Source organism: Variovorax sp. GW821-FHT09A10 (genome assembly GCF_059418385.1).
The window spans coordinates 34,249-57,705 of the sequence record NZ_JBWKPT010000016.1 but is presented as its reverse complement, the minus strand read 5'-3'; the positions used below and the strand labels follow the sequence as shown (position 1 = coordinate 57,705).

General features: G+C 69.6%; 20 protein-coding genes. 17 read left to right on the top strand and 3 right to left on the bottom strand.

Going from position 1 to position 23,457, the window contains the following annotated elements:
- The first annotated feature begins 62 nt into the window (after nt 1-62).
- The 3 genes from AC07Q9_RS31110 to xylB all read left to right on the top strand — a co-directional run bounded on the left by AC07Q9_RS31110 (nt 63) and on the right by xylB (nt 4,603).
- Entirely contained in the window at nt 63-1,688 is a 1,626-nt protein-coding gene (locus AC07Q9_RS31110; RefSeq protein ID WP_495312907.1) for a S41 family peptidase, read from the top strand.
- 190 nt (nt 1,689-1,878) lie between these two features.
- Entirely contained in the window at nt 1,879-3,060 is a 1,182-nt protein-coding gene (locus AC07Q9_RS31105; RefSeq protein ID WP_495312906.1) for a nucleoside hydrolase, read from the top strand.
- A 73-nt stretch (nt 3,061-3,133) separates the two neighbouring features.
- Nucleotides 3,134-4,603, top strand: coding sequence for a xylulokinase (gene xylB, locus AC07Q9_RS31100; RefSeq protein ID WP_495312905.1), 1,470 nt, complete (start codon nt 3,134-3,136; stop codon nt 4,601-4,603).
- Nucleotides 4,604-4,619: 16 nt separating this feature from the next.
- On the opposite strand, the gene AC07Q9_RS31095 is transcribed toward xylB, so the two are convergent.
- Both AC07Q9_RS31095 and AC07Q9_RS31090 read right to left on the bottom strand, forming a co-directional pair.
- Entirely contained in the window at nt 4,620-5,570 is a 951-nt protein-coding gene (locus AC07Q9_RS31095; protein ID WP_495312911.1) for a tripartite tricarboxylate transporter substrate binding protein BugE, read from the bottom strand.
- A 70-nt stretch (nt 5,571-5,640) separates the two neighbouring features.
- Nucleotides 5,641-6,882, bottom strand: a complete 1,242-nt coding sequence (locus AC07Q9_RS31090) for an alpha-hydroxy acid oxidase (protein WP_495312904.1) — start codon at nt 6,880-6,882, stop codon at nt 5,641-5,643.
- Nucleotides 6,883-6,994: 112 nt separating this feature from the next.
- Here AC07Q9_RS31090 and AC07Q9_RS31085 point away from each other — a divergent pair, with 112 nt between their 5' ends.
- A complete protein-coding gene (locus AC07Q9_RS31085) occupies nt 6,995-7,897 on the top strand; it encodes a LysR family transcriptional regulator (RefSeq protein ID WP_062481283.1) in 903 nt (300 codons plus the stop codon).
- A gap of 10 nt (nt 7,898-7,907) precedes the next feature.
- On the opposite strand, the gene recQ is transcribed toward AC07Q9_RS31085, so the two are convergent.
- Nucleotides 7,908-9,818: a DNA helicase RecQ gene (gene recQ / locus AC07Q9_RS31080; protein WP_495312903.1), complete on the bottom strand. Its 1,911-nt coding sequence runs from the start codon at nt 9,816-9,818 to the stop codon at nt 7,908-7,910.
- 305 nt (nt 9,819-10,123) lie between these two features.
- Between recQ and AC07Q9_RS31075 the strand changes: the two genes are divergently transcribed.
- The 13 genes from AC07Q9_RS31075 (at nt 10,124) to AC07Q9_RS31015 (ending at nt 23,451) form a co-directional block, all read left to right on the top strand.
- Entirely contained in the window at nt 10,124-11,092 is a 969-nt protein-coding gene (locus AC07Q9_RS31075) for an ABC transporter substrate-binding protein (RefSeq protein ID WP_070064047.1), read from the top strand.
- Between the two features lie 13 nt (nt 11,093-11,105).
- Nucleotides 11,106-11,951: an ABC transporter permease gene (locus AC07Q9_RS31070; protein ID WP_370681937.1), complete on the top strand. Its 846-nt coding sequence runs from the start codon at nt 11,106-11,108 to the stop codon at nt 11,949-11,951.
- Between the two features lie 35 nt (nt 11,952-11,986).
- Nucleotides 11,987-12,814, top strand: coding sequence for an ABC transporter ATP-binding protein (locus AC07Q9_RS31065; RefSeq protein WP_495312910.1), 828 nt, complete (start codon nt 11,987-11,989; stop codon nt 12,812-12,814).
- Between the two features lie 7 nt (nt 12,815-12,821).
- Nucleotides 12,822-13,559 carry a histidine utilization transcriptional repressor HutC gene (hutC, locus tag AC07Q9_RS31060; RefSeq protein ID WP_495312902.1) on the top strand — a complete coding sequence of 246 codons (738 nt, stop codon included), beginning with the start codon at nt 12,822-12,824 and terminating at the stop codon, nt 13,557-13,559.
- Nucleotides 13,560-13,628: 69 nt separating this feature from the next.
- Nucleotides 13,629-15,191, top strand: a complete 1,563-nt coding sequence (gene hutH, locus AC07Q9_RS31055; RefSeq protein ID WP_492682337.1) for a histidine ammonia-lyase — start codon at nt 13,629-13,631, stop codon at nt 15,189-15,191.
- Between the two features lie 37 nt (nt 15,192-15,228).
- A complete protein-coding gene (hutU, locus tag AC07Q9_RS31050; RefSeq protein ID WP_495312901.1) occupies nt 15,229-16,959 on the top strand; it encodes a urocanate hydratase in 1,731 nt (576 codons plus the stop codon).
- A 71-nt stretch (nt 16,960-17,030) separates the two neighbouring features.
- A complete protein-coding gene (locus tag AC07Q9_RS31045; protein ID WP_492700114.1) occupies nt 17,031-17,870 on the top strand; it encodes a phytanoyl-CoA dioxygenase family protein in 840 nt (279 codons plus the stop codon).
- Between the two features lie 141 nt (nt 17,871-18,011).
- Complete coding sequence (locus AC07Q9_RS31040; protein WP_095951039.1) at nt 18,012-18,746, top strand: IclR family transcriptional regulator; 735 nt, start codon at nt 18,012-18,014, stop codon at nt 18,744-18,746.
- Nucleotides 18,747-18,798: 52 nt separating this feature from the next.
- Nucleotides 18,799-19,551: a transporter substrate-binding domain-containing protein gene (locus tag AC07Q9_RS31035; RefSeq protein WP_489060354.1), complete on the top strand. Its 753-nt coding sequence runs from the start codon at nt 18,799-18,801 to the stop codon at nt 19,549-19,551.
- Nucleotides 19,552-19,558: 7 nt separating this feature from the next.
- A complete protein-coding gene (locus AC07Q9_RS31030) occupies nt 19,559-20,227 on the top strand; it encodes an amino acid ABC transporter permease (protein WP_062482282.1) in 669 nt (222 codons plus the stop codon).
- On the top strand, nt 20,224-20,796 hold the full coding sequence (locus AC07Q9_RS31025; protein ID WP_495312900.1) for a HutD/Ves family protein: 573 nt from the start codon (nt 20,224-20,226) through the stop codon (nt 20,794-20,796). Before AC07Q9_RS31030 ends, AC07Q9_RS31025 begins: the two co-directional genes overlap by 4 nt.
- Nucleotides 20,797-20,815: 19 nt before the next feature.
- On the top strand, nt 20,816-22,072 hold the full coding sequence (gene hutI, locus AC07Q9_RS31020) for an imidazolonepropionase (RefSeq protein ID WP_495312899.1): 1,257 nt from the start codon (nt 20,816-20,818) through the stop codon (nt 22,070-22,072).
- Nucleotides 22,069-23,451, top strand: coding sequence for a formimidoylglutamate deiminase (locus AC07Q9_RS31015; RefSeq protein ID WP_495312898.1), 1,383 nt, complete (start codon nt 22,069-22,071; stop codon nt 23,449-23,451). Before hutI ends, AC07Q9_RS31015 begins: the two co-directional genes overlap by 4 nt.
- The last annotated feature ends 6 nt before the right edge of the window (nt 23,452-23,457 follow it).

Genomic DNA, 23,457 nt, shown 5'->3' with positions numbered 1-23,457 from the left:
GCCGCAGCCCCCCAACACAACAAGCAGACACTGTCCGCCATGGCGGACGCCAGGAGGAACCGATGGCTTTTCGCAAAGCAGATGCGTCGCGGCGCTCGCGGGCCGTGGCGGCCACCGCAGGGGCCATGGCGCTTGCGCTGGCTGGCCTGCTGGCGGGGTGCGGCGGAGGAGGCGGGGGCGGAGGTGGCGGCGGTGGGTTCCCGATCGGCGTGGTGCCGACGCCCACCCCCGGCGGCGGCGGTGAAAGCGGCGGCATCGTCGCGTCCTCGACCGTCGCCGGCCAGTGCGCCGCGCCGCGCCGGGGCATCAACCCCGCGACCCGCGTTGCCTATCCCGACGTCGCCGGCACCGTCGACAACGAAAAGAGCTGGGTGCGCGGCTGGATCGACGAAACCTACCTTTGGTACAACGAGGTGCCCACGACCCTCAAGGCGTCCGACTACGCCACGCCGTTGACCTGGTTCAACGTGCTCAAGACGCCCGCCACCACCCCCTCGGGCCAGCTCAAGGACCGCTTCCACTTCTACCTCGACACCGAGGCGTACCGCCTGGAGTCGGAGGGCGGCGTGTCGGTCGGCTACGGCATGGAGACGGCGGCCGTGCGCAGTTCGCCGCCGCGCAACATCCGCCTCGCCTTCGTCGAGCCGGGTTCGCCGGCGGCGTCGGCCGGGCTGGCGCGCGGGGCCAAGCTGGTCGTCGTCGACGGTGTCGACGTGGTGGCCAGCACCGGGCAGGCCAACGTCGACATCATCAACCGCGCGATCTCGCCGCAGGCCCTCGGCGAGAAGCACACCTTCACCTTCGAGGTGAGCGGCACGCGCGGCAGTCCGATCGAGCTCACGGCCCAGCGCATCACGAGCAGCCCGGTGCTGTACACCCGCACCATCGGGCCGGCCGGCAACCGCGTGGGCTACCTGCTGTTCAACGACCACATCTCGACCGCCGAGGCGCAGCTCGTCACGGCCATGAACACGCTCAAGCAGGACGGCGGCGTCCAGGACCTCGTGATCGACATGCGCTACAACGGCGGCGGCCAGCTGCGCATCGCAAGCCAGCTGGCCTACATGGTGGCCGGGCCGGGCCCGACGAACGGCAAGACCTTCGAGCTGCTGACCTTCAACGACAAGAACCCGTACCGCACCACGCTCGCGGACAACCTCACGCCCTTCTTCACGACCACCCGCGCCAACCAGCCCCTGCCCACGCTGGGCCTGTCGCGCGTCACGCTGCTGACGGGCCGCAGCACCTGCTCGGCCAGCGAGTCGGTCATCAACAGCCTGCGCGGGGTGGGCGTCACGGTCAACCTCGTGGGCGCCACCACCTGCGGCAAGCCCTACGGGTTCGTTCCGCAGGACAACTGCGGCACCACCTACTTCGCGGTCAACTTCAAGGGCGTCAACCAGGCCGGTTTCGGCGACTACGGCGACGGCTTTGCGCCCAATGCCAGCTGCGCCGTGGCCGACGACTTCGACCACCTCCTGGGCGATGCCGCCGAAGGCCGGCTGGCCGCGGCGCTGCGGTTGCGCGACACCGGGTCGTGCACCGCACCGACTGCGTCCGCAAAGGCCGCGGACGTCTCGGGCCTGGAGAAGGCCGCCACGTCGGCAGAAGAAGGCGAACCCTTCCTGCGTCCCCGCTCGCCGCTGCGCGAAAACCGGCTGATCGACCCCGTGCCCAACCCGGGTTGATGACACCCTGACCCCCGCGCGAGGCCGACGCTCCGGCCTCGCGGAAAACCCCTAGCCGCACCCCATTGCCACGCCTGTGGCCTGCCACTTAGAGTTTGGCAAACGTTTGCGCAAAGGTTTGCGCAAACGTTTCCACTCCCTGGCGCCCCTCTGGAAACCGGGTTGAAAACCAAACACTTAGGAGAAACAGATGCGCAAATGGACAGTGAGGGCCTTCTGGCTCGTCGCCGTGGCCGTGCTCACGGCATGCGGCGGCGGGGGCGATGGTGGTGGCGGCATCGGCCTGGCGCCCGGGTACGCGGCGACGCCGGTGGCGCAGAAAGTCATCATCGACAGCGACTACAACACCATGAGCGACGACGGCCAGCTCGGCGTCATGGCCGCGCAGCTGCAGGCCGAGGGCAAGGTGCAGGTGATGGGCATCAGCGTCGTCTCGGGCAACCAGTGGCTCAAGCAGGGCGTGGCCGACGCGCTGATGTCGGTCGAGCGCCTGGGCGTGGGCCAGCGCATCGGCGTCTACGTGGGCGAGAACTACGCGCTGAACCACACCTTCGCGGACATCGAGGCCGAAATGAAGGCTGGCGCGGGCGGTGACGGCTACCTGGGCGCCTGGAGCGGCCCCGAGCCCAAGACCGACGCCGACCTCAAGCCCTCGCCCGACGGCTTCGCCACCCGCACCGTGGTGCAGCGCAAGAGCGCGGTCGATTTCATCATCGACACCGTCAAGGCCAACCCGAACGAGATCACCCTCCTGGCCATCGGCCCGCTCACCAACATCGCGCTGGCCGTGAAGAAGAGCCCCGACATCGTGCCGCTGATCAAGAAGATCATCTACATGGGCGGCGCGGTCGACGTGCCCGGCAACACCACCCACTTCGCCGAGTTCAACTGGTGGTTCGACCCCGAGGCCGCGCAGTTCGTGGTGCGCCTGCCGATCCCTCAGGTGGTGGTGCCGCTGGACGTGACCGACACCGTGTTCCTCACCAAGCCCATCTACGACCGCATCGCGCACCCGGCCAAGCCCACGGCCGTGACCGAGGTGTTCCGCAAGCTCAACGGCTACGGCTTCAGCGGCACCAACGGCTTCGAGAACAACCCGAACTACACGCAGAACATCTGGGACACGCTGGTGCTGGCCTACCTCATCGATCCGCGCTACGCCACGCAGACCGTCGAGCGCTATGTCGACGTGGTTGCCAAGCCCGGCGCCGCCGACAACGGCCGCTCCATCGGCTACACCACGCCGCCCGCGGGCGTGCCGCTGCAGAAGATGACCGTCGTGAAGAAGTTCGACAACGCGCGCTTCTTCGAGCTCTACATCGACCTGCTCACGCGGCCGGTGCCGATCACGCTGCCGGCGACCGGCTCGTAAACCGCCTGCCGTCCACAGCCTGCGCGACTGGCCGGAGCGCCGATACTCCGGCCCTCGAACAGGGAACACACGCATGCTGATCGGCATCGATATCGGAACCTCCGCGGTCAAGATCGTCCTGACCGACATGCAGCTGCAGGTCGTGGCCACGGTCGATCGACCGCTCAGCTCGCAGTACCCGCAGCCGCTGTGGTGCGAGCACGACCCCGACCAGTGGTGGGCCGCCGTGGCGGATGGCCTCGACGAGCTGGCGCGTACGCACCCGACAGCGATGGGCGGCGTGCAAGGCATCGGCCTGTCGGGCCAGATGCACTCGCTGGTGCTGCTCGACGCGGCCGACCGCCCGGTGCGCCCCGCCATCCTCTGGAACGACGGCCGCGCCGCCGCCGAGGCCGCCGAACTGATGCAGACCGACCTCGCCCTGCGCCGCGCCGTCGGCGTGCAGCCGATGGCGGGCTTCACCGGCCCCAAGCTGCGCTGGCTGCGCACCCATGAGCCTCACGCCGTGGCGCGCGCCCGCTCGTTGCTGCTGACCAAGGACTACGTGCGCCTGCAGCTTTCGGGCGAGAAGGTGACCGACGTCACCGACGCGGCCGGCACCTGGCTGTTCGACCAGGCGCAGCGCCGCTGGTCGCCGCAGGCGCTCGCCGCCTGCGGGGTCGATCCCGCCTGGTTGCCGCGCGTGGTCGAGTCGTGCGAGCCCTGTGCCACCGTGCGCGATGCATTGGCTGCGCGCTGGGGCTTGCCGCGCGGCGTGCCGATCGCCGGCGGCGCGGGCGATGCCGCGGCGGGCGGCGTCGGCATCGGCGTGGTCGGGCCGGGCGACGGCTTCGTGTCGCTCGGTACCTCGGCGCAGATCCTGGTGGCCGACACCGCGCACCGCCCCGACCCCGAGCGGCTGGTGCACGCCTTCTGCCACGCGCTGCCGCAGCGCTGGTACCGCATGGCGGCGCTGCTCAACGGCGCGAGCCCGCTCGCGGCGCTGGCGTCGTGCACCGGCGGTGCATCGGTCGGTGCGCTGCTGGCCGAGGTCGAGGCCGCGTACACCGGGCCGTCGCGCCTGCTCGCGCTGCCTTATCTGTTCGGCGAGCGCACGCCGCACAACAACCCCTTCGCGCGCGGCGCGATCGTCGGCCTGTCGGGTGCCACCACGCGCGCCGACCTGATGCAGGCGGTCTGTGAAGGCATCGCCTTCTCGCTCGCCGACGGCCTGGAAGCGCTGAGCGCGCAGACGGCGCGGCCCGAGCGCCTGGCGCTGATCGGCGGCGGCGCGCGCTCCGCCTTCCTGGCGCAGCTGATCGCCTCGGTGCTCGACGTGCCGCTGGTGCTGTACGAATCCGCCGACCGCGGCCCGGCCTTCGGTGCGGCGCGGCTCGCGCGGCTGGCGGTCACGGGCGAAGACCCGGCGGGTGTGGTCGTCGCGCCCGCCGTGCGCCAGGTGCTCGCGCCTGATGCAGCGTTGCACGCGGCCTACCAGCCCCGGCTGGAGGCCTTCCGCACGCTCTACCGCGCGATGGCGCCGGTCTGGGCGTCGGTGGCCTGACGAGGCGCTCGCCGGCTCAGTCCGGCGTGAGCCCGGCGGTGTCCACCACCTTCTTGTACACGTCGAACTCGGCGGCGATCTGCTGCGTGAATTCCTGCGGCGTGTTGCCGACGACGAAGGAGCCGGTGTCCTGGATGCGCTTGCGCACGGCAGGCTCTTCGAGCGACTTGCGCGCCGCCGCGTGCACCTTGTCCACCACGTCCTTGGGCAGGCCCTTGGGGCCCACGATGCCGTAGTACGCCATGCGGTTCACCGGCGCGAGCCCGACCTCCTTGAAGGTCGGCACGTCGGGCAGATCCTTCAGGCGCTCGGACGCCGCCACGACGATCGGGATCAGCCGGCGGTCCTTGATGAAGGGCAGCGCCGACGGCAGGTTGTCGAAGATCATCGCGACCTGGCCCGCGACGGTGTCGTTGAGCGCCGGGCCCGACCCGCGGTAGGGAATGTGCGTGACGGACGCGCCGGCCATGCCCTTGTACAGCTCCATCTGCAGGTGCCCGATGCTGCCCGTGCCTGCGGTGGCGTAGGCGTACTTGCCGGGATTCTTCTTCAGCACCTCGATGAAGCCCTTGTAGTCCCGTGCCGGAAAGCTGGGGTGGACCGCAATGACGTTGGGCGTGGCCGCCAGGTTGATGATGGGCGTGAAGTCGGTCTTCGGGTTGTACGGCACCTTGGGGTTGATGGCCGGGTTGGCCGCCGTCGTCGACACGGTGCCGATGCCCAGCGCATAGCCGTCGGGCGTGGCGCGCGCGGTCTCGGCGGCCCCGATCGCGCCGCCCGCGCCCGACTTGTTCTCGACGATGACGCTCTGCCCCAGGTGCCTGCCCAGGGGCTCGGAAATGACGCGCGCAATGATGTCCGTCGTGCCGCCCGGTGCGAACGGCACCTGCAGCTTGACGGGCTTGTCGGGATAGCCCTGCGCGTGGGCGGGCACGGCCGCTGCCAGCAGGCAGGCGAGGGCGAACAGGGTGGGTTTTTTCGGCAAGGTGTCTTCCTCCTCTTGGATTGATGGAATGGGGGGGGTGAGTGGGAACAGGTCAGGGGCGCCGCGGAATCAGGCAGCTCGCGTCGAGCTCGCCCGGGTCGTTGACGCCGAGCATCGCCATATTCCGGTCGACCTCGTCCCGCAGCAGCCGGATCGCGTGCGTGACGCCCGCGTGGCCGCCCACGGCGGCGGCATACATGAACGGCCGGCCCGCGAACACGGCCTTGGCGCCGAGCGCCAGCGCTTTCAGCACATCGCTGCCGCGGCGCACGCCGCCGTCGACCATCACGGGCAGCTCGCCCGCGGCGTCGAGCACCTGCGGCAGCGCGCGCAATGCCGGGGCCGCGCCGTCGAGCTGCCGGCCGCCGTGGTTGGAGACGATGAGCCCATCGGCGCCGAGCTGCCGCGCGCGGCGCGCATCGGCCGGATGAAGAATGCCCTTCAGGATCAGCGGCCCGCGCCACTGCTGCCGGATGCGGGCGATGTGGTCCCAGTGGATGTGGTCGCGGCCGGTCGTGTCGCGGATCGCGGTGCTCGAGAAAAGAGGCGCGCCGCGCGTGGCGAACGAGTTCTCGAAATGCGGCATGCCGTGGGTCACGAAGGTCCGGGCGAGCGTGCCGAGCAGCCAGCGCGGCCGCACGAGGCCGTCCCATGCCAGCCGCAGGCTGGGCCGCAGCGGCGTCGTGAAGCCGGCGCGCACGTTGTTTTCGCGGTTCGCCCAGACGGGAATGTCGACCGTCACGACCAGGTGGTGAAAGCCCGCGCCGGCGATGCGCGCCACCAGGCCGTCGATGCGCGCCGCATCGCCCGGCAGGTAGGCCTGGAACCAGGTGCCGGGCGCCGCCTGGGCCACTTCTTCCATCGGAATGAGCGAGGTGCCGCTCATGACCGCGGGAATGCCGGCCGCCTGCGCCGCTTGCGCAAGCACCAGGTCGCCGCGGTAGGCCGACAGCGCGCTGATGCCGACCGGCGCGATCCCGAAGGGCGACGCGTAGCGCTGGCCGAACAGCGTGACCTCCTGCGAGCGCCGGGAGACGTCGACCAGCACCCGGGGCAGGAAATCGTGCGCGTCGAACGCGGCGCGGTTGGCGTCCAGTGAGCGGTTGTCCTCCGCCGCGCCGGCGATGTAGCCGAACAGCGGGCGCGGCAGCCGGCGCTGGGCCGCGTGCTCGAAGTCCTGCAGCGACAGGATGCCGGCCAGGCGCCGCGGCGTCGCGGCAGCAGCCGCCGGGGCTTGCGCCGGCGCGGTGCGCGGGGCATCGAAGGCACGCGAGAAAACAGTCATGTCCGCCATCCAGTCAGTCGTTCGGTCCGCGCGGACTGTAGGCGTGCAGAGGGTTTTGAAAAAGCGAATTTATGGTAATTTGTCATTTCGCTTTTTTCGAAATGACTGAGGGGGACGGCGCATGACGCTGAAGCAACTGGAGGCCTTCTACTGGGCCGCGACCTGCGCCAGCTTCGCGCTCGCGGCGCAGCGGCTGCACCTGTCGACCTCGTCGCTGTCCAAGCGCCTGGCCGAGCTGGAGGTGTCGCTCGGCGCGCCGCTGTTCGACCGCGCCGGGCAGCGGGCCACGCTCACCGACGCGGGCGAGCGCTTCCTGCCGCGCGCCGCCGCTTTGCTGCTGGCGGCCGACGAAACGAAGCGGTCGATCGGCGCACCCGCGAGCCTCGGCGGCCGTTGCACCTTCGGCATCGGCGAACTGAGCGCGCTGACCTGGCTGCCCCAGCTCGTCGCGCACGTGGGGCGGCACCTGCCCGACCTGCGCCTGGAGCCGCACGTCAACTTCGGCTCGGCGCTGGACGAGCGCCTTCGCAACGGCGAGCTCGACTGCGCGGTGATCGCCGGGCGCTCACCGCACCACGGGCTGATCTCGTCGCACACCGTGGGCCAGGCGCATTTCGTGTGGGTGGCCGCGCCCGCGTTGGCGGGCAAGACCACGACCCTCGGCGCGCCGCTGCTCGCGCAACATCCCATCGTGACGCTGCCGACCGGCGCGGGCACCAGCCGCCTGCTCGACGAATGGCTCATGGCCGAGAACCTCGAGGCGCCGCACCGCCTCAGCTGCAACAGCTGGGGTGCCGTCGCCGGCCTGCTGATCGAGGGGATCGGTGTCGGGTTCCTGCCGGAAGGCTGGGCGCGCCTGCTGTCGCGCCGCGGCGACCTGCGCATCCTGAAGACCCGCCAGGCCTTGCCCGCGCTGACCTACACCTTCCAGAAGCGCAGCAACGACGAGCGCCATCTGCTGACGGCCATGCGCGCCGCGGTGCTCGCGTCCATCGATTTCTCGAAGGCGGCCCGCCTGCTCTAGGTGGAGAGCGTTAGAAGGCCTCGCACACGCGAAGCACCTCGGCGCCGTAGGCCTCGAGCTTCTTTGTGCCGATGCCGCTGATGCCCTGCAGGTCTTCCAGCGTCGCCGGTGCGCGCTCGGCAATGGCGGCCAGCGTGGCGTCGTGGAAGATCACGTAGGCCGGCAGGTTGTGTTCCTTGGCCACCTCGGCGCGCCAGGCCTTGAGCGCTTCGAAGCGCTTCTTGCCGGTGTCGTCGAGCGAGGCCGCCGCCGGCGACGGCGCGCCCTTGGCGACCTTCTCGCGCCGGGGCTTGCGCTCGGCCGGTGACGACACCGACTCGCGCAGCGACACCGAGGTCTCGCCCTTGAGCACCGCGCGCGAGCCCTCGGTGAGCTTCAGCGTGTTGAACGCTTCCGCGTCCACCGCCAGCGCGCCGGTGGCGATCAGCTGGCGCAGCACGCCGCGCAGCGCCACCTCGCTGAACTCCGCGCCGATGCCGAAGGTGCTGATGCGCTCGTGGCCGAACTGCTTGACCTTCTCGGTCGCCTTGCCGCGCAGGATGTCCATGATGTGGCCCGCGCCGAAGCTGATGCCGCTGAGCTGCTGCACGCGGTAGATGGTGCTCAGCAGCTTGCGCGCGGCATCGGTGCCGTCCCACACCTGCGGCGGGTTCAGGCAGTTGTCGCAGTTGCCGCAGGGCGTGCTCTTCTCGCCGAAGTAGCCCAGCAGGCGCACGCGGCGGCAGTCGCTGGCCTCGGCCAGCGAGAGCAGGGCGTCGAGCTTGCCGCGCATCACCTGCTTGAACTCTTCGCCGGCCGGGCTCTCGTCGATCATGCGGCGCTGGTTCACCACGTCGTTCAGGCCGTAGGCCATCCAGGCGTCGGCGGGGGCGCCGTCGCGGCCCGCGCGGCCGGTTTCCTGGTAGTAGCCCTCGATGTTCTTGGGCATGTCGACGTGGCCGACGAAGCGCACGTCGGGCTTGTCGATGCCCATGCCGAAGGCGATGGTCGCGACCATCACGATGCCTTCTTCGCGCAGGAAGCGGTCCTGGTGCTTCTGGCGCACCGCGGCATCGAGGCCCGCGTGGTACGGCAGGGCGTTGATGCCGGCGCCCTGCAGCGTCGTCGCGAGGTCTTCCACGCGCTTGCGCGACTGGCAATAGACCACGCCCGCATCGCCCTCGTGCTCGCGCTCGATGAAGCGCAGCAGCTGCGTGGTGGCGTCTTTCTTCTCGACGATGGTGTAGCGGATGTTCGGGCGGTCGAAGCTGGAGACGAACTGGCGCGCCTCCTCGAGCTGCAGCCGCTCGACGATGTCGGCGCGCGTGAGGTCGTCGGCCGTGGCCGTGAGCGCGATGCGCGGCACGCCCGGGTAGCGCTCGTGCAGCACGGTGAGCGCGCGGTACTCGGGACGGAAGTCGTGGCCCCACTGGCTCACGCAATGCGCCTCGTCGATGGCGAACAGCGAGAGCTTGCCGCGCTCGTTCAGCGAATCGAGCTGCGACAGGAAGCGCGGCGTGTTCACGCGCTCGGGCGCCGCGTACAGCAGCGTGATCTCGCCGCGCAGCATGCGGCGCTCGACGTCCTGCGTCTGCTCCCAGTCGAGCGTCGAATTGAGGAACGCCGCGCTCACCCCCGCCTCGTGCAGCGCGCCGACCTGGTCGTGCATCAGCGCGATCAGCGGCGACACCACCACCGACACGCCGCGCCCCGCGCGCTGCCGCGCGATGGCCGGGATCTGATAGCACAGCGACTTGCCGCCGCCCGTGGGCATCAGCACCAGCGCGTCGCCGCCGCCCACCACGTGCTCCACGATGTCCTGCTGGGCCCCGCGAAAGCGCGCGTAGCCGAACACGTCGTGAAGGATGTCGGCGGGGGCCGCGCTGCCGGAGCTGCTGCCGTCGCTGGAAGCGTCGAAGGGGCGGGGAGCGAGGGAAGACACAGGCGGGGGTGCGAAGGGCGGGAGAGGGGAGAAAAGGGCCGGAGCCGGGGCGGACGCCGATTGTCCCCCAGCGGCTCCGATATGACTGTGGCACGGCGTTTGCAATGGTGAACCCCGTCCCGGCACCCCTCTTGTCTAGACAGCAAACTTGGGCATTTCTCTCGGAGATGCACCAAAACAGGACTTTCGGGTTATCCTGTATAGACAAGTTGGGGCGCCTGGCAACAATGCGAGGCGTGCTGCCCACATCCCCCGGGCATGTATCGCCGAGTCACCTCTCTCAAAAAATGGAACCAGGAGTCCCCATGGTCAAGACGGTAGTTGTGAAAGTCGCTTCGCTGCTGGCAGCAGGTGCATGTGCAGCGGGCATGGCCGGAACGGCCGCCGCCCAGGACACGAAGATTTCGCTCGGCATGTCCGGCTGGACCGGCTTTGCGCCGCTGTCGCTGGCCGACAAGGCCGGCATCTTCAAGAAGAACGGGCTGGACGTCGAACTCAAGATGATCCCGCAGAAGGACCGCCACCTGGCGCTGGCCTCCGGCGCGATCCAGTGCGCGGCCACCACGGTGGAGACGCACGTGGCCTGGAACGCCAACGGCGTGCCGATCGTGCAGATCTTCCAGATGGACAAGTCCTACGGCGCCGATGGCCTGGCCGTGCGCAACGACGTGAAGAGCTTCTCCGACCTCAAGGGCAAGAGCATCGGCGTGAGCGCCCCGGGCACCGCGCCGTACTTCGGCCTGGCCTGGATGCTCAGCAAGAACGGCATGAGCCTGAAGGACGTGAAGGTGGTCTCGCTCGAGCCGCAGCCCGCCGCGCAGGCCTTCGTGGCCGGCCAGAACGACGCCGCCATGACCTACGAGCCCTACCTGTCGACCGTGCGCGCCAACCCCGCCGCCGGCAAGATTTTGGCCACCACGCTCGACTACCCGATGGTGATGGACACCGTCGGCTGCGCGCCCACCTGGCTCAAGACCAACGCCAAGGCCGCCGCCGCGCTCACCAAGTCGTACTTCGACGCGCTCGACCTGATCAAGGCCGACCCGGCCAAGGCCAACGAACTCATGGGCTCGGCCGTCAAGCAAAGCGGCGAGCAGTTCGCCAAGTCGTCGGCCTACCTGCGCTGGCAGGACAAGGCCGCCAACCAGAAGTTCTTCGCGGGCGAGCTCACCAGCTTCATGAAGGAAGCCGCGGCCATCCTGCTGGAGGCCGGCGTGATCCGCAAGGCGCCGGAAGACTATGCCGCCACCTTCGACGCCAGCTATGTCAAGTAAGGCCTTGCCGCAGATGCAACCGATGACCGCCGCCCCGGCGCGCGCCGTGACGCCGCCGCCCGCGCCTCCCGTGCGGCGTCGCGTGTTCGCGCCGCTCGAACCCATCAGCGCGTCCGCGCGCACGATGCTGGGGCTGGGCTTCTTCGTGCTCTTCGTGGTGGTGTGGGGCATCGCCACGCTGGGCGGCTTCGTGTCGCCCACCTTCCTGGCGAGCCCGATCACGATGGTCAAGGAGGGCTGGCTGCTCTTCACCGAGTACGGCTTCATCGGCGACATCGGCATGACCGTGTGGCGCGTGTTCGGCGGCTTCCTGCTGGCGGCCGTCATCGCGGTGCCGCTGGGCGTGGCCATGGGCACCTGGAAGACGGTCGAGGCCTTCTTCGAGCCCTTCGTGTCGTTCTGCCGCTACCTGCCGGCCTCGGCCTTCATTCCGCTGCTCATCCTGTGGGCGGGCCTGGGCGAAATGCAGAAGCTCTTGGTGATCTTCATCGGCTCGTTCTTCCAGATCGTGCTGATGGTGGCCGTCACCGTGGGCGGCGCGCGGCGCGACCTCGTCGAGGCCGCCTACACGCTGGGCGCCAACAGCCGCGGCATCGTGGCGCGCGTGCTCATTCCAGGGGCCGCGCCGGGCATCGCCGAAACGCTGCGCCTCGTGCTGGGCTGGGCCTGGACCTATGTGATCGTGGCCGAGCTCATCGGCTCCTCGTCGGGCATCGGCCACATGATCACCGACAGCCAGGCGCTGTTGAACACCGGCCAGATCATCTTCGGGATCATCGTGATCGGCGTCATCGGCCTGTTGTCCGACTTCGCTTTCAAGGCGATGAATCGCCGTCTGTTTGCATGGGCTGCACTGTGAATACTTACCCCCACACTCGGCACTCCGTGTCCTCGCTGCCCCCCGAGGGGGCGCTCGCGCCTAAGGGCGGCCTGTCGGCGCTCGGAAACCAACTCTCCATCCAAGGCGTCTCGCGCGTCTTCACCGGCACCAGGGGCCAGCGCACGCAGGCGCTGCAGCCGATCGACTTCGAGGTGAAGGAGAACGACTTCGTCACCATCCTCGGCCCCTCGGGCTGCGGCAAGTCGACGCTGCTGCGCATCGTGGCGGGGCTCGACTTCCCGACCACCGGCCAGGTGATGCTCGACGGCGAGCGCATCGAAGGCCCCGGCGCCGACCGCGGCGTGGTGTTCCAGAGCTACACGCTCTTCCCGTGGCTCACGGTGGCGCAGAACATCCGCTTCGGCCTGCGCGAGCGCGGCATGAGCGAAGCCGACCAGAAGGAGCGCAGCGAGTTCTTCATCGCCAAGGTCGGCCTGCGCGGCTTCGAGCACCACTTTCCCAAGCAGCTCTCGGGCGGCATGCAGCAGCGCACCGCCATTGCGCGCGCGCTGGCCAATGACCCCAAGATGCTGCTGCTCGACGAGCCCTTCGGCGCGCTCGACAACCAGACCCGTGTGCTGATGCAGGAGCTGCTGCTGGGCATCTGGGAGTCGGCGCAGAAGACGGTGCTGTTCGTCACGCACGACATCGACGAGGCGATCTTCATGGCCAACCGCGTGGCGGTGTTCAGTGCGCGGCCGGGCCGCATCAAGACCGAGATCGCGGTCGACTTTCCGCACCCGCGCAGCTACACCATCAAGACCTCGCCCGAGTTCATGGACATCAAGGCGCGCCTGACCGAAGAAATCCGCGCCGAGTCGATGGCCGCCGCGGAACATTGAAAGCACGATGAAACGCGACCTGCCGTCCCTCGCGCTCTATGCGCAAGTCAAGGATCACATCTCCCGCAAGATCCAGGACGGCACGTGGCCGCCCGGCCACCGCCTGCCTTCCGAGAACGAGCTGGTCGCGCAGTTCGGCATGGCGCGCATGACCGTGAACCGCGCCTTGCGCGAGCTCATGGAGCAGGGGCGCATCGTGCGCGTGGCCGGCGTCGGCAGCTTCGTGGCCGAGAACAAGCCGCAGTCGACGTTGCTGCAGATCGCCAACATCGCCAGCGAGATCCGCCAGCGCGGCCACGACTACCGCTGCGAGATGCTCGCGGTCGAGCGGCTCGCGGCCTCGCCCGACGTGGCGGCCTGGCTCGATCTGCGCGCGGGCGACTCGGTGTTCCACAGCGCCTGCCTGCACCTGGACAACGACACGCCCGTGCAGCTCGAGGAGCGCTACGTCAACCCGCAGGTCGTGCCCGACTTTCTCGAGCAGGACTTCACGGCCGTGCCGCCCAGCGAGTACCTGGTGCGCAACGTGCCCTTCGACCAGATCGAACACGTCGTCGATGCCGTGCTGCCCAGCGCCGAACAGGCCGAGCGGCTCGCGATGGCGCCCACCGACCCCTGCCTGCTGCTGACACGCCGCACCTGGATCCGCAACACGCCCGTGACCTGGGTGCGCTGCCTGCATCCGGCCTCGCGCTACAGCCTGGGCAGCCGCTTTAAATCCGACGGCAACCCGAGCTTCGGCTAGACAGACCGTTTTTTTCCACCCTCAGAGGCTTACGTTTTCTCTCGCAACCACTTGTATAGACAGGTTCACATGCCAAGCAATCACACCGCCACTTCCCACGCCACATTGACCCTCACGCCCGGCAAGGTCGACCTTGCGATGCTGCGACGCATCCAGGCCGGCGGCGTGCACCTTGCGCTCGACCCGTCGGTGCAGGACGGCATGGCCAAGGCCGAGGCCGCGGTGCGCCACATCGTCGAGAACGACGAGGTGGTCTACGGCATCAACACCGGTTTCGGCAAGCTCGCGAGCACGCGCATCGGCAACGACCACCTGGCCGAGCTGCAGCGCAACCTCGTGCTGTCGCACAGCGTGGGCACGGGCGAGCCGTTGGCCGCGCCGGTGGTGCGCATGATCCTCGCGACCAAGGCCGTGAGCCTGGCGCGCGGCCACTCGGGCGTGCGGCCCGCGCTGGTCGATGCGCTGCTGGCGCTGTTCAATGCGGGCGTCACGCCCAGCATCCCGTGCAAGGGCTCGGTCGGCGCCTCGGGCGACCTCGCGCCGCTGGCCCACATGGCCTGCGTGCTGATCGGCGAAGGCGAAGCCACGCTGGCCGACGGCCAGAAGGTGAGCGGCGCCGAAGCCATGCGCAGCATCGGCCTCGAACCCTTCGTGCTTGGCCCCAAGGAAGGCCTGGCGCTGCTCAACGGCACGCAGGTGTCGACCGCGCTCGCGCTGGCCGGCCTGTTCGGTGCCGAAGACGTGTTTGCCGCCGCGCTGATGTCGGGCGCGCTGTCGCTCGAAGCCATCCAGGGGTCGATCAAGCCTTTCGATGCCCGCATCCACGCCGCGCGCGGCCAGCCCGGCCAGATCGCCGTGGCCGGCGCGGTGCGCACGCTGCTCGACGGCAGCGAGATCGTGCCGTCGCACGCCGACTGCGGCCGCGTGCAGGACCCGTACTCGGTGCGCTGCATCCCGCAGGTGATGGGCGCCTGCCTCGACAACCTGGCCCACGCCTCGCGCGTGCTGGTCATCGAAGCCAATGCCGCATCGGACAACCCGCTCGTGTTCTGCGACACCGGCGAGGTGATCTCGGGCGGCAACTTCCACGCCGAGCCCGTCGCCTTCGCGGCCGACATCATTGCGCTGGCCGTGAGCGAAGTCGGCGCCATCGCCGAGCGCCGCCTCGCGCTGCTGCTCGACAGCGGCCTGTCGGGCCTGCCGCCCTTCCTGGTGCGCGACGGCGGCCTGAACTCCGGTTTCATGATCGCGCAGGTCACGGCCGCCGCGCTCGCTTCGGAAAACAAGTCGCACGCGCACCCCGCCAGCGTCGACAGCCTGCCGACCTCGGCCAACCAGGAAGACCACGTGTCGATGGCCACCTTCGCGGCGCGCCGCCTGGGCGACATGGTCAACAACACCGCGGTCGTCGTCGGCATCGAAGCGATGGCCGCCGCACAAGGCATCGAACTCAAGCGCAAGCTGAAGAGTTCGCCGCTGGTGGAAGCGGAATTCGCCCGCATCCGCCAGAAGGTCGCGTTCCTCGAGACCGACCGCTACCTCGCACCCGACATCGAAGCCATGCGCCTGTGGGCGCTCGCGGCCGACCTGCCGGCCGCGCTGCTCGACATCCTGCCCAGCCACTCGAAGTGATCCGTACCGACCACCACCCGACAAGGAGAACCACGCCATGAACGCACCCGACAAATTCGCCCTGAACACCCCCGCTGCCGGCACCGACCCGCGCCATGACCCGACCCGCGTGATCCGCGCCCCGCGCGGCACCGAGCTGAACTGCAAGAGCTGGCTCACCGAAGCGCCGTACCGCATGCTGCAGAACAACCTCGACGCCGAGGTGGCCGAGCGTCCGCAAGACCTTGTGGTGTACGGCGGCATCGGCCGCGCCGCGCGCGACTGGGCCTGCTACGACCAGATCCTCGCCTCGCTGAAGGAATTGGAAGACGACGAGACGCTGCTCATTCAATCGGGCAAGCCGGTCGGCGTGTTCAAGACGCACGCCGACGCACCGCGCGTGCTGCTCGCCAATTCCAACCTCGTGCCGAAGTGGGCCAACTGGGAGCACTTCAACGAGCTCGACCGCCAGGGCCTCTTCATGTACGGCCAGATGACGGCGGGCAGCTGGATCTACATCGGCAGCCAGGGCATCGTGCAAGGCACCTTCGAGACCTTCGTCGAAGCTGGCCGCCAGCACTACAACAACAGCCTCGCGGGCAAGTGGATCTTGACGGCCGGCCTGGGCGGCATGGGCGGCGCGCAGCCGCTCGCGGCCACGCTGGCCGGCGCCGTGTCGCTGAACATCGAGTGCCAGCAGTCGAGCATCGACTTCCGCCTGCGCACGCGCTACGTCGACAAGCAGGCACGCGACATCGACCACGCCTTCGAGCTGATCAAGCAGCACTGCGACGCCAAGGAAGCCGTGTCGATCGCGCTGCTGGGCAACGCGGCCGACATCCTGCCCGAGCTGGTCAAGCGCGCGAAGGCCGGCGGCCTCAAGCCCGACCTCGTGACCGACCAGACCTCCGCGCACGACCTGATCAACGGCTACCTGCCCTCGGGCTGGACCGTGCCGCAGTGGCAGGCCGCCATGAAGGACGCGTCGCAACACGACGCCCTGAAGAAGGCCGCCGCCCAATCGTGCGCCGTGCACGTGCAGGCCATGCTCGACTTCCAGGCCATGGGCATCCCCACGGTCGACTACGGCAACAACATCCGCCAGGTCGCGTTCGACGAAGGCGTGAAGAACGCCTTCGACTTCCCGGGCTTCGTGCCGGCCTACATCCGTCCGCTGTTCTGCGAAGGCAAGGGCCCGTTCCGCTGGGTGGCGCTCTCGGGCGACCCGGAAGACATCTACAAGACCGACGCCAAGATCAAGGAGCTGTTCCCCGACAACACCCACACCCACCGCTGGCTCGACATGGCGCGCGAGCGCATCGCCTTCCAGGGCCTGCCCGCGCGCATCTGCTGGCTCGGCCTGGGCGAGCGCCACATCGCCGGCCTGGCCTTCAACGAGATGGTGAAGAACGGCGAGCTCAAGGGCCCGATCGTCATCGGCCGCGACCACCTGGACACCGGCTCGGTCGCCAGCCCGAACCGCGAGACCGAAGCCATGAAGGACGGCACCGACGCCGTCTCCGACTGGCCGCTGCTCAACGCCCTGCTCAACACGGCCGGCGGCGCGACCTGGGTCAGCCTGCACCACGGCGGCGGCGTGGGCATGGGCTACTCGCAGCACTCGGGCGTGGTGATCGTGTGCGACGGCACCGACGCCGCCGCCAAGCGCATCGGGCGCGTGCTCTTCAACGACCCGGCCACCGGCGTCATGCGCCATGCCGACGCGGGCTACGACATCGCCGTCGCCACGGCGAAGAAGCAGGGCCTGAAGCTGCCGATGATCAAGTAACGCCGGCAGGCGCCGCAGGTGAAGTAAAAAAGCGGGTCACCCGACACCCGACACCCGAAGGAGACCCGACGATGACCCTCGATGCTTCCGACCTGCAGCGCCGCGTGCGCGAACGCGTGGACGACGCGCTGGTGGCGCAGTTCCAGCGCGACGGCGCGGTCTGCATCCGCCAGCTGCTCACGGCCGACGAACTCGCGCTGCTGCAGGGCGGCATCGAGGCGAACCTGGCGGCGCCCAGCCCGCGCGCCAAGGTCGCGAGCCGGCCCGACGACCCGGGCCGCTTCTTCGAGGACTTCTGCAACTGGCAGGAGATCGACGCCTTCGGCCGCTTCATCCGGCAGGCGCCGCTGGCGCCCCTCGCGCAGCGGCTCATGGGCTCGGACACCGTGCGCCTGTACCACGACCACCTGCTCGTGAAGGAGCCCGGCACGCGCCAGCGCACGCCGTGGCACCAGGACCAGCCCTACTACAACATCGAGGGCATGCAGAACGTCAGCATGTGGATTCCGGTCGACCCGGTGTCGCGTGCCGCCACGCTCGAGTTCGTGGCCGGCTCCCACAAGGGGCCGTGGCTCATGCCGCGCACCTTCATGGACAACCACGCCAAGTGGTTCCCCGAAGGCAGCCTCGACGACCTGCCCGACATCGAGGGTGCGCGCGAGCGCTTCCCCATCGTCGGCTGGGACATCGAGCCCGGCGACTTCGTCTGCTTCCACATGCTCACGCTGCATGCGGCCGCCGGCGTGGAAGGGCCGAACCGGCGCCGTGTGTTCTCGGTGCGATTTCTGGGCGACGACATCCGCCACGCGCCGCGCAGCTGGAAGACCTCGCCCGATTTCCCGGGCCTGGCCGAGCGCCTGCCGGCCGGCGCGCCGATGGACGATCCGCTCTTTCCGCTGCTGGTGCGCTGAGTCCGACCCGCTTGGTAAGACGAAGGTAGAAAGAAAAAACGCGCTCATTCCCATCGCGTGGGAATTCGGGCTTGGTCGTGAGAACGGCGAGCAAGATACTGCACGCCGCATCCACTTTCGACCGCCCAGCGATTGCCCCCGATGACGACCCCCCTTGACGCTCCCGCCCACAACGACCGCGCGCTGTTCGTGCTGTCGGTGCTGGCGCAAAGCAAGGCGGCGATGACGGCGGCCGAGCTGGTGCAGGCCACCGGCCTGTCGCAGAGCACGCTGTACCGTCAGGTCGCCACCTTGCGCCGCTGGGGCTTCGTGATGGAGTCCGAGGGCCGCTACTCGCCGGGACCGGTGAGCGTGCAGCTGGCCAGCGGCTTCGACGGCAACTCCGACCTCGTGATGGCCGCGCGCGCCGACATGCGCGTGCTGGCGCAGCAAAGCCACGAGAGCGTGGCGCTCGTCACCTTGGTGAACGAGCGCGTCGTGTGCCTGGAGATGATCGACAGCGAACAGTCGCTGCGCTGCTCCTTCGACCGCGGCCGCAGCGTGCCCGCGCGCGACGGCGCCAGCGCCAAGTGCCTGCTGGCCCACGCGCCCGACGACGCGCGCGACCTGCTGCTCGACGGGCTCGACGAAGGCCCCGAACGCCGCGCCGAGCGCGCCGCCGAACTCGACGCCATCCGCGCCGCCGGCCATGCCGTGACCCACGGCGAGGTCGATGCCGGCGTGTGGGGCGCGAGCGCGCCGGTGCTGGCCGCGGGCCGGCGCCTGCGCGGGGCGATCACGCTCATGGCGCCGCTCACGCGCGTCGAAGGCATGGAAGCTGCATTGGTCCACATGACCGTCGTCACGGCGGCCCGCATCTCGCGCGCACTGCAGTAGTCGTCGCTTTTTCTTTTCTTTCTCCCTCCCTCACCTCCACGAAAGCCCTCCCATGAACACCCGTCGCACCCTCGTCGCCGCCGCCCTGTCCGGCCTCGCCTTCTTCGGTTTCGCTGGCGCCGCGCAAGCCCAGGGCGAGCCGCTGCGCGTGGCCACCGACGCCACCTTCCCGCCGATGGAGTTCGTGGAAAACGGCAAGCGCACCGGCTTCGACGTGGAGCTGGTCGAGGCCATCGGCAAGACGCTGGGCCGCAAGATCGAGTGGATCGACATCGACTTCAAGGGCCTCGTGCCGGGCCTCATCTCCAAGCGCTTCGACATGGCCGTGTCGGGCATCTACATCACCGACGAGCGCAAGAAGGTCGTCGACTTCACCGTGCCGTACTACGCCGGCGGCCTCGTGGTCATGGTGAAGGACGGCAACACCACCATCAAGAAGCCGGCCGACATCAACGGCAAGAAGGTCAGCGTGCAGGTGGGCACCAAGTCGGTGGCCTACACCAAGGAGAAATTCCCGCAGGTGCAGCTGATGGAGGTCGAGAAGAACCAGGAGATGTTCAACCTCGTGGACATCGGCCGCGCCGACGCTGCCGTCACCGGCAAGCCCGCCGCCTTCCAGTACGTGCGCACGCGCGGCGGCCTGAAGGTGCTCGACGAGCAGATCACCACCGAGGAATACGGCATGGCCATCCGCAAGGACACGCCCGAGCTCACCAAGGCCGTGAACGGCGCGATCGAGAAGCTCAAGGCCGACGGCACCTACGCCGCGATCGTCAAGAAGTGGTTCAGCGCCACCGCCAAGTAAGCGCGCCATGGACTTCGATTTCTCGCCCGTCTGGCAGGGCTGGCCCGACCTGCTGCGCGGCGCGCTGGTCACGGTGGAGATCACCGCCTGCGCGCTGGCGCTCGGTTGCGTGCTGGGCCTGCTGGTCGGCATCGGCCGGCTGAATCCGAAGCGGCGCTGGATCTACGGCGTGTGCACCGCCTACGTGGCGGCGATTCGCGGCACGCCGCTGCTGGTGCAGCTGTTCATCCTGTTCTTCGGCCTGCCGCACTTCGGCATCCTGCTGCCCGCCTTCGTGTGCGGCGTGCTGGGGCTCGGCGTGTACTCGGGCGCCTACGTGTCGGAGATCGTGCGCGGTGCGATCCAGTCGATCGACAAGGGCCAGACCATGGCCGCGCAGTCGCTGGGCATGACGCCCGGCGTGGCCATGCGCCAGATCGTGCTGCCGCAGGCCGTGGTGCGCATGATTCCGCCGCTGGGCAACGAGTTCATCGCGCTCATCAAGAACTCGGCGCTGGTGTCGCTCCTGACCATCCATGACGTGATGCACGAAGGCCAGAAGATCATCAGCGTGTCGTACCGCTCGCTCGAGGTGTACCTGGCCATCGCGCTCGTGTACTTCATGCTCACGGGCACCATGACCCTGATCCTGCGGCATTTCGAACAGAAGCTGCGCCAGGGCGGGTTGATGCGATGAGCGTGCAGCGTTTTTCGCGCGCGACCCTGCGCGCCACGCCCTGGAAGAACGGCGGCGGCACCACGCAGGAAATCGCCAGCTGGCCGCAAGGCGCGGGGCTCGACAGCTTCGGCTGGCGCGTGAGCATCGCCACCATCGCGTCGCCGGGCCCGTTCTCGGTGTTCCCGGGCATCGACCGCCAGATCATGCTGCTCGAAGGCGACGGCGTGCGCCTCTTCACGCACGACGGCCGCGTGTCGCACCGGCTCGACGTGCCGCACCAGCCCTTCGCCTTTTCGGGCGACGACCCGATCGACTGCACGCTGCTCGGCGGCGCCTCGAACGACTTCAACGTGATGGCGCGCGGCGGCCAGTGGCGCGCCGACGTGCAGGTGCTGGAACGCGCCGCCGACATCGCGCCCGCGCCGCACGGCGTGCTGCTGGCGTTGCGCGGCGAGTGGCGCTTGAATGACGGCGAAGCCCTGGGCGAAGGCGAGGGCCTGTGCTGGACCGACGCCGCGCAGGCATGGCAGGCCGCACCGGCGAGCGAGGGCGCGCGGCTGGTGGCCGTGCGCTTCGTGCCGGCCTGAGTAGCCAAAGAAAAAGGAGATGACGATGACACCCCCCAGCGAATTCCCCTCGGCCGACGGCCTGTGGACCGGCCTGCGCCTGGCGCCCGGTGCGGCGCCCGGCGTCACCTTGGCGCCCGACGCCGAAGCCGCCCTCGTGGTCGCGCAGGGCACGGTCCGCTGGGTCGGTGCGCGCGCCGACCTGCCCGCCGAGTTCGCGGGGCTCGCGCCGCACGACGGCGGCGGCGCGCTCGTCACGCCCGGCCTCGTCGATTGCCACACGCACCTGGTCTACGGCGGCCAGCGCGCCAACGAATTCGCGATGCGGCTCGCGGGTGCCACCTACGAAGAGGTGGCCAAGGCCGGCGGCGGCATCGTCTCGTCGGTGCGCGCCACGCGCGAGGCCGACGAGGACACGCTCTTCGCCCAGGCCGCCGCGCGCCTCGAGCAGCTGCTGGCCGACGGCGTGTGCGCCATCGAGATCAAGTCGGGCTACGGCCTCGCGCTCGCGCACGAGCGCAAGCAGCTGCGCGTGGCGCGGCGCCTGGGCCAGGCCTACGGCGTCACCGTGTGCACCACCTTCCTCGGCGCGCACGCGCTGCCGCCCGAGTACGCGGGCCGCAGTGGCGACTACATCGACCTCGTCTGCAAGGAGATGCTGCCTGCACTCGCGGCCGAAGGGCTGGTCGATGCGGTCGACGTGTTCTGCGAACGCATCGCCTTTTCGCTCGCGGAAACCGAGCAGGTCTTCCAGGCCGCGAAGGCATTGGGCCTGCCGGTGAAGCTGCATGCCGAGCAGCTGTCGGACATGGGCGGCGCGGCGCTGGCCGCGCGCTACGGCGCGCTGTCGTGCGACCACATCGAGCACCTGTCGGCCGACGGCATCGCGGCCATGCGCCAGTCGGGCACCGTGGCCGTGCTGCTGCCCGGCGCCTACTACACGCTGCGCGACACGCACCTGCCGCCCATCGACGCGCTGCGCGCCGCGGGCGTGCCGATGGCCGTCTCGACCGACCACAACCCCGGCACCTCGCCGACGCTGAGCCTGCTGCTGATGGTCAACATGGCCTGCACACTGTTCCGCCTCACCGTGCCCGAGGCGCTGGCCGGCGTCACCGTGCACGCCGCGCGCGCGCTGGGCCTGCAGGACACGCACGGCGCCATCGCGCCCGGCATGCCCGCCAACTTCGTGCTCTGGAACCTGCACGACGCCGCCGAGCTGGCCTACTGGTTCGGCCAGCAGCCGGTGCGCGCCGTGGTGCGCCAGGGACGCATCGCCATCGGAGCCACCGAATGACACACACGCTTTTCGCAGCCGATGCGCTGCTGCCCGCAGGCTGGACGAAGAACGTCCTGCTGTCGTGGAACGACGCCGGCCAGCTCACGCAGGTGCAGGCCGGTGCGCAACCGCCCGCGGGCGCGCAGGTGGCGACCGGCCCGGTGATCCCCGGCATGCCCAACCTGCATTCGCACGCCTTCCAGCGCGCCTTCGCGGGCCTCACCGAGCACCGCGCCGAACAGCAGGACAGCTTCTGGAGCTGGCGCACGCTGATGTACCGCTTTGCCGCGCGCCTCGGCCCGCAGCACATGGAGGCCATCGCGACCTGGCTCTATGCCGAGATGCTCGAGGCGGGCTACACCAGCGTGTGCGAGTTCCAGTACGTGCACCACGACACCGACGGGCGCCCCTACGCCGACGACGCGGCGCTGAGCCGTGCGCTGCTGCGCGCCGCGCAGAACACCGGCATCGGCTTCACGCTGCTGCCCGTGCTCTACCAGACCAGCGGCTTCGGCGACCAGCCGCCCACCGACGGGCAGCGCCGCTTCATCCGCTCGACCGAATCGATGCTGCGCCTGCTCGACACGCTCAAGCCCGACTGCGACGCGCAGGGCGCGCGCCTGGGCCTGGCGCCGCACTCGCTGCGCGCCGTGCCGCCCGAGGCGCTGCGCGAGGCGCTCGCCGGCCTGGACGCCATCGACCGCACCGCGCCGGTCCACATCCACATCGCCGAGCAGACGAAGGAAGTGGACGACTGCGTCGAGTGGAGCGGCCTGCGCCCGGTCGAGTGGCTGCTCGACCACGCGGCCGTCGATGCGCGCTGGTGCCTCGTGCACGCCACGCACATGAACGACGCCGAATACGAATACGCGGCCCAGAGCGGCGCGGTCGCGGGCCTGTGCCCGACCACCGAGGCCAACCTCGGCGATGGCATCTTCGACTTCGCGCGCTGGCGCAGCCACGGCGGCGCCTGGGGCGTGGGCTCCGACAGCCATGCCAGCGTCAACGCGGCCGAGGAACTGCTGATGCTCGAGTACAGCCAGCGCCTGGGCCGGCGCCAGCGCAACGTCGGTGCCAGCGCGGCGCAGCCGCACGTGGCCACCGCGCTCACGCTCGAAGCGGTGCAGGGCGGGGCGCAAGCTTCGGGCCGCGCGGTCGGCGGGCTGGCCGCGGGGCAGCAGGCCGACTTCGTCGTGCTCGATGCCCATCACCTCGCGCTGCAGGGCCTGTCGGCGCCTGACATGCTCTCGGCCCATGTGTTCGCGAGCCACCGCACCTCGGCCGTCGATGCGGTCTGGGTGGCGGGCCGCCCGCGCGTCACGGCCGGGCGCCACGCGCTGCATGGCGATGCCGCAGCCGCCTTCGTTGCCGCGCGCACCCAACTCCTCAAGGACTGAATTCCC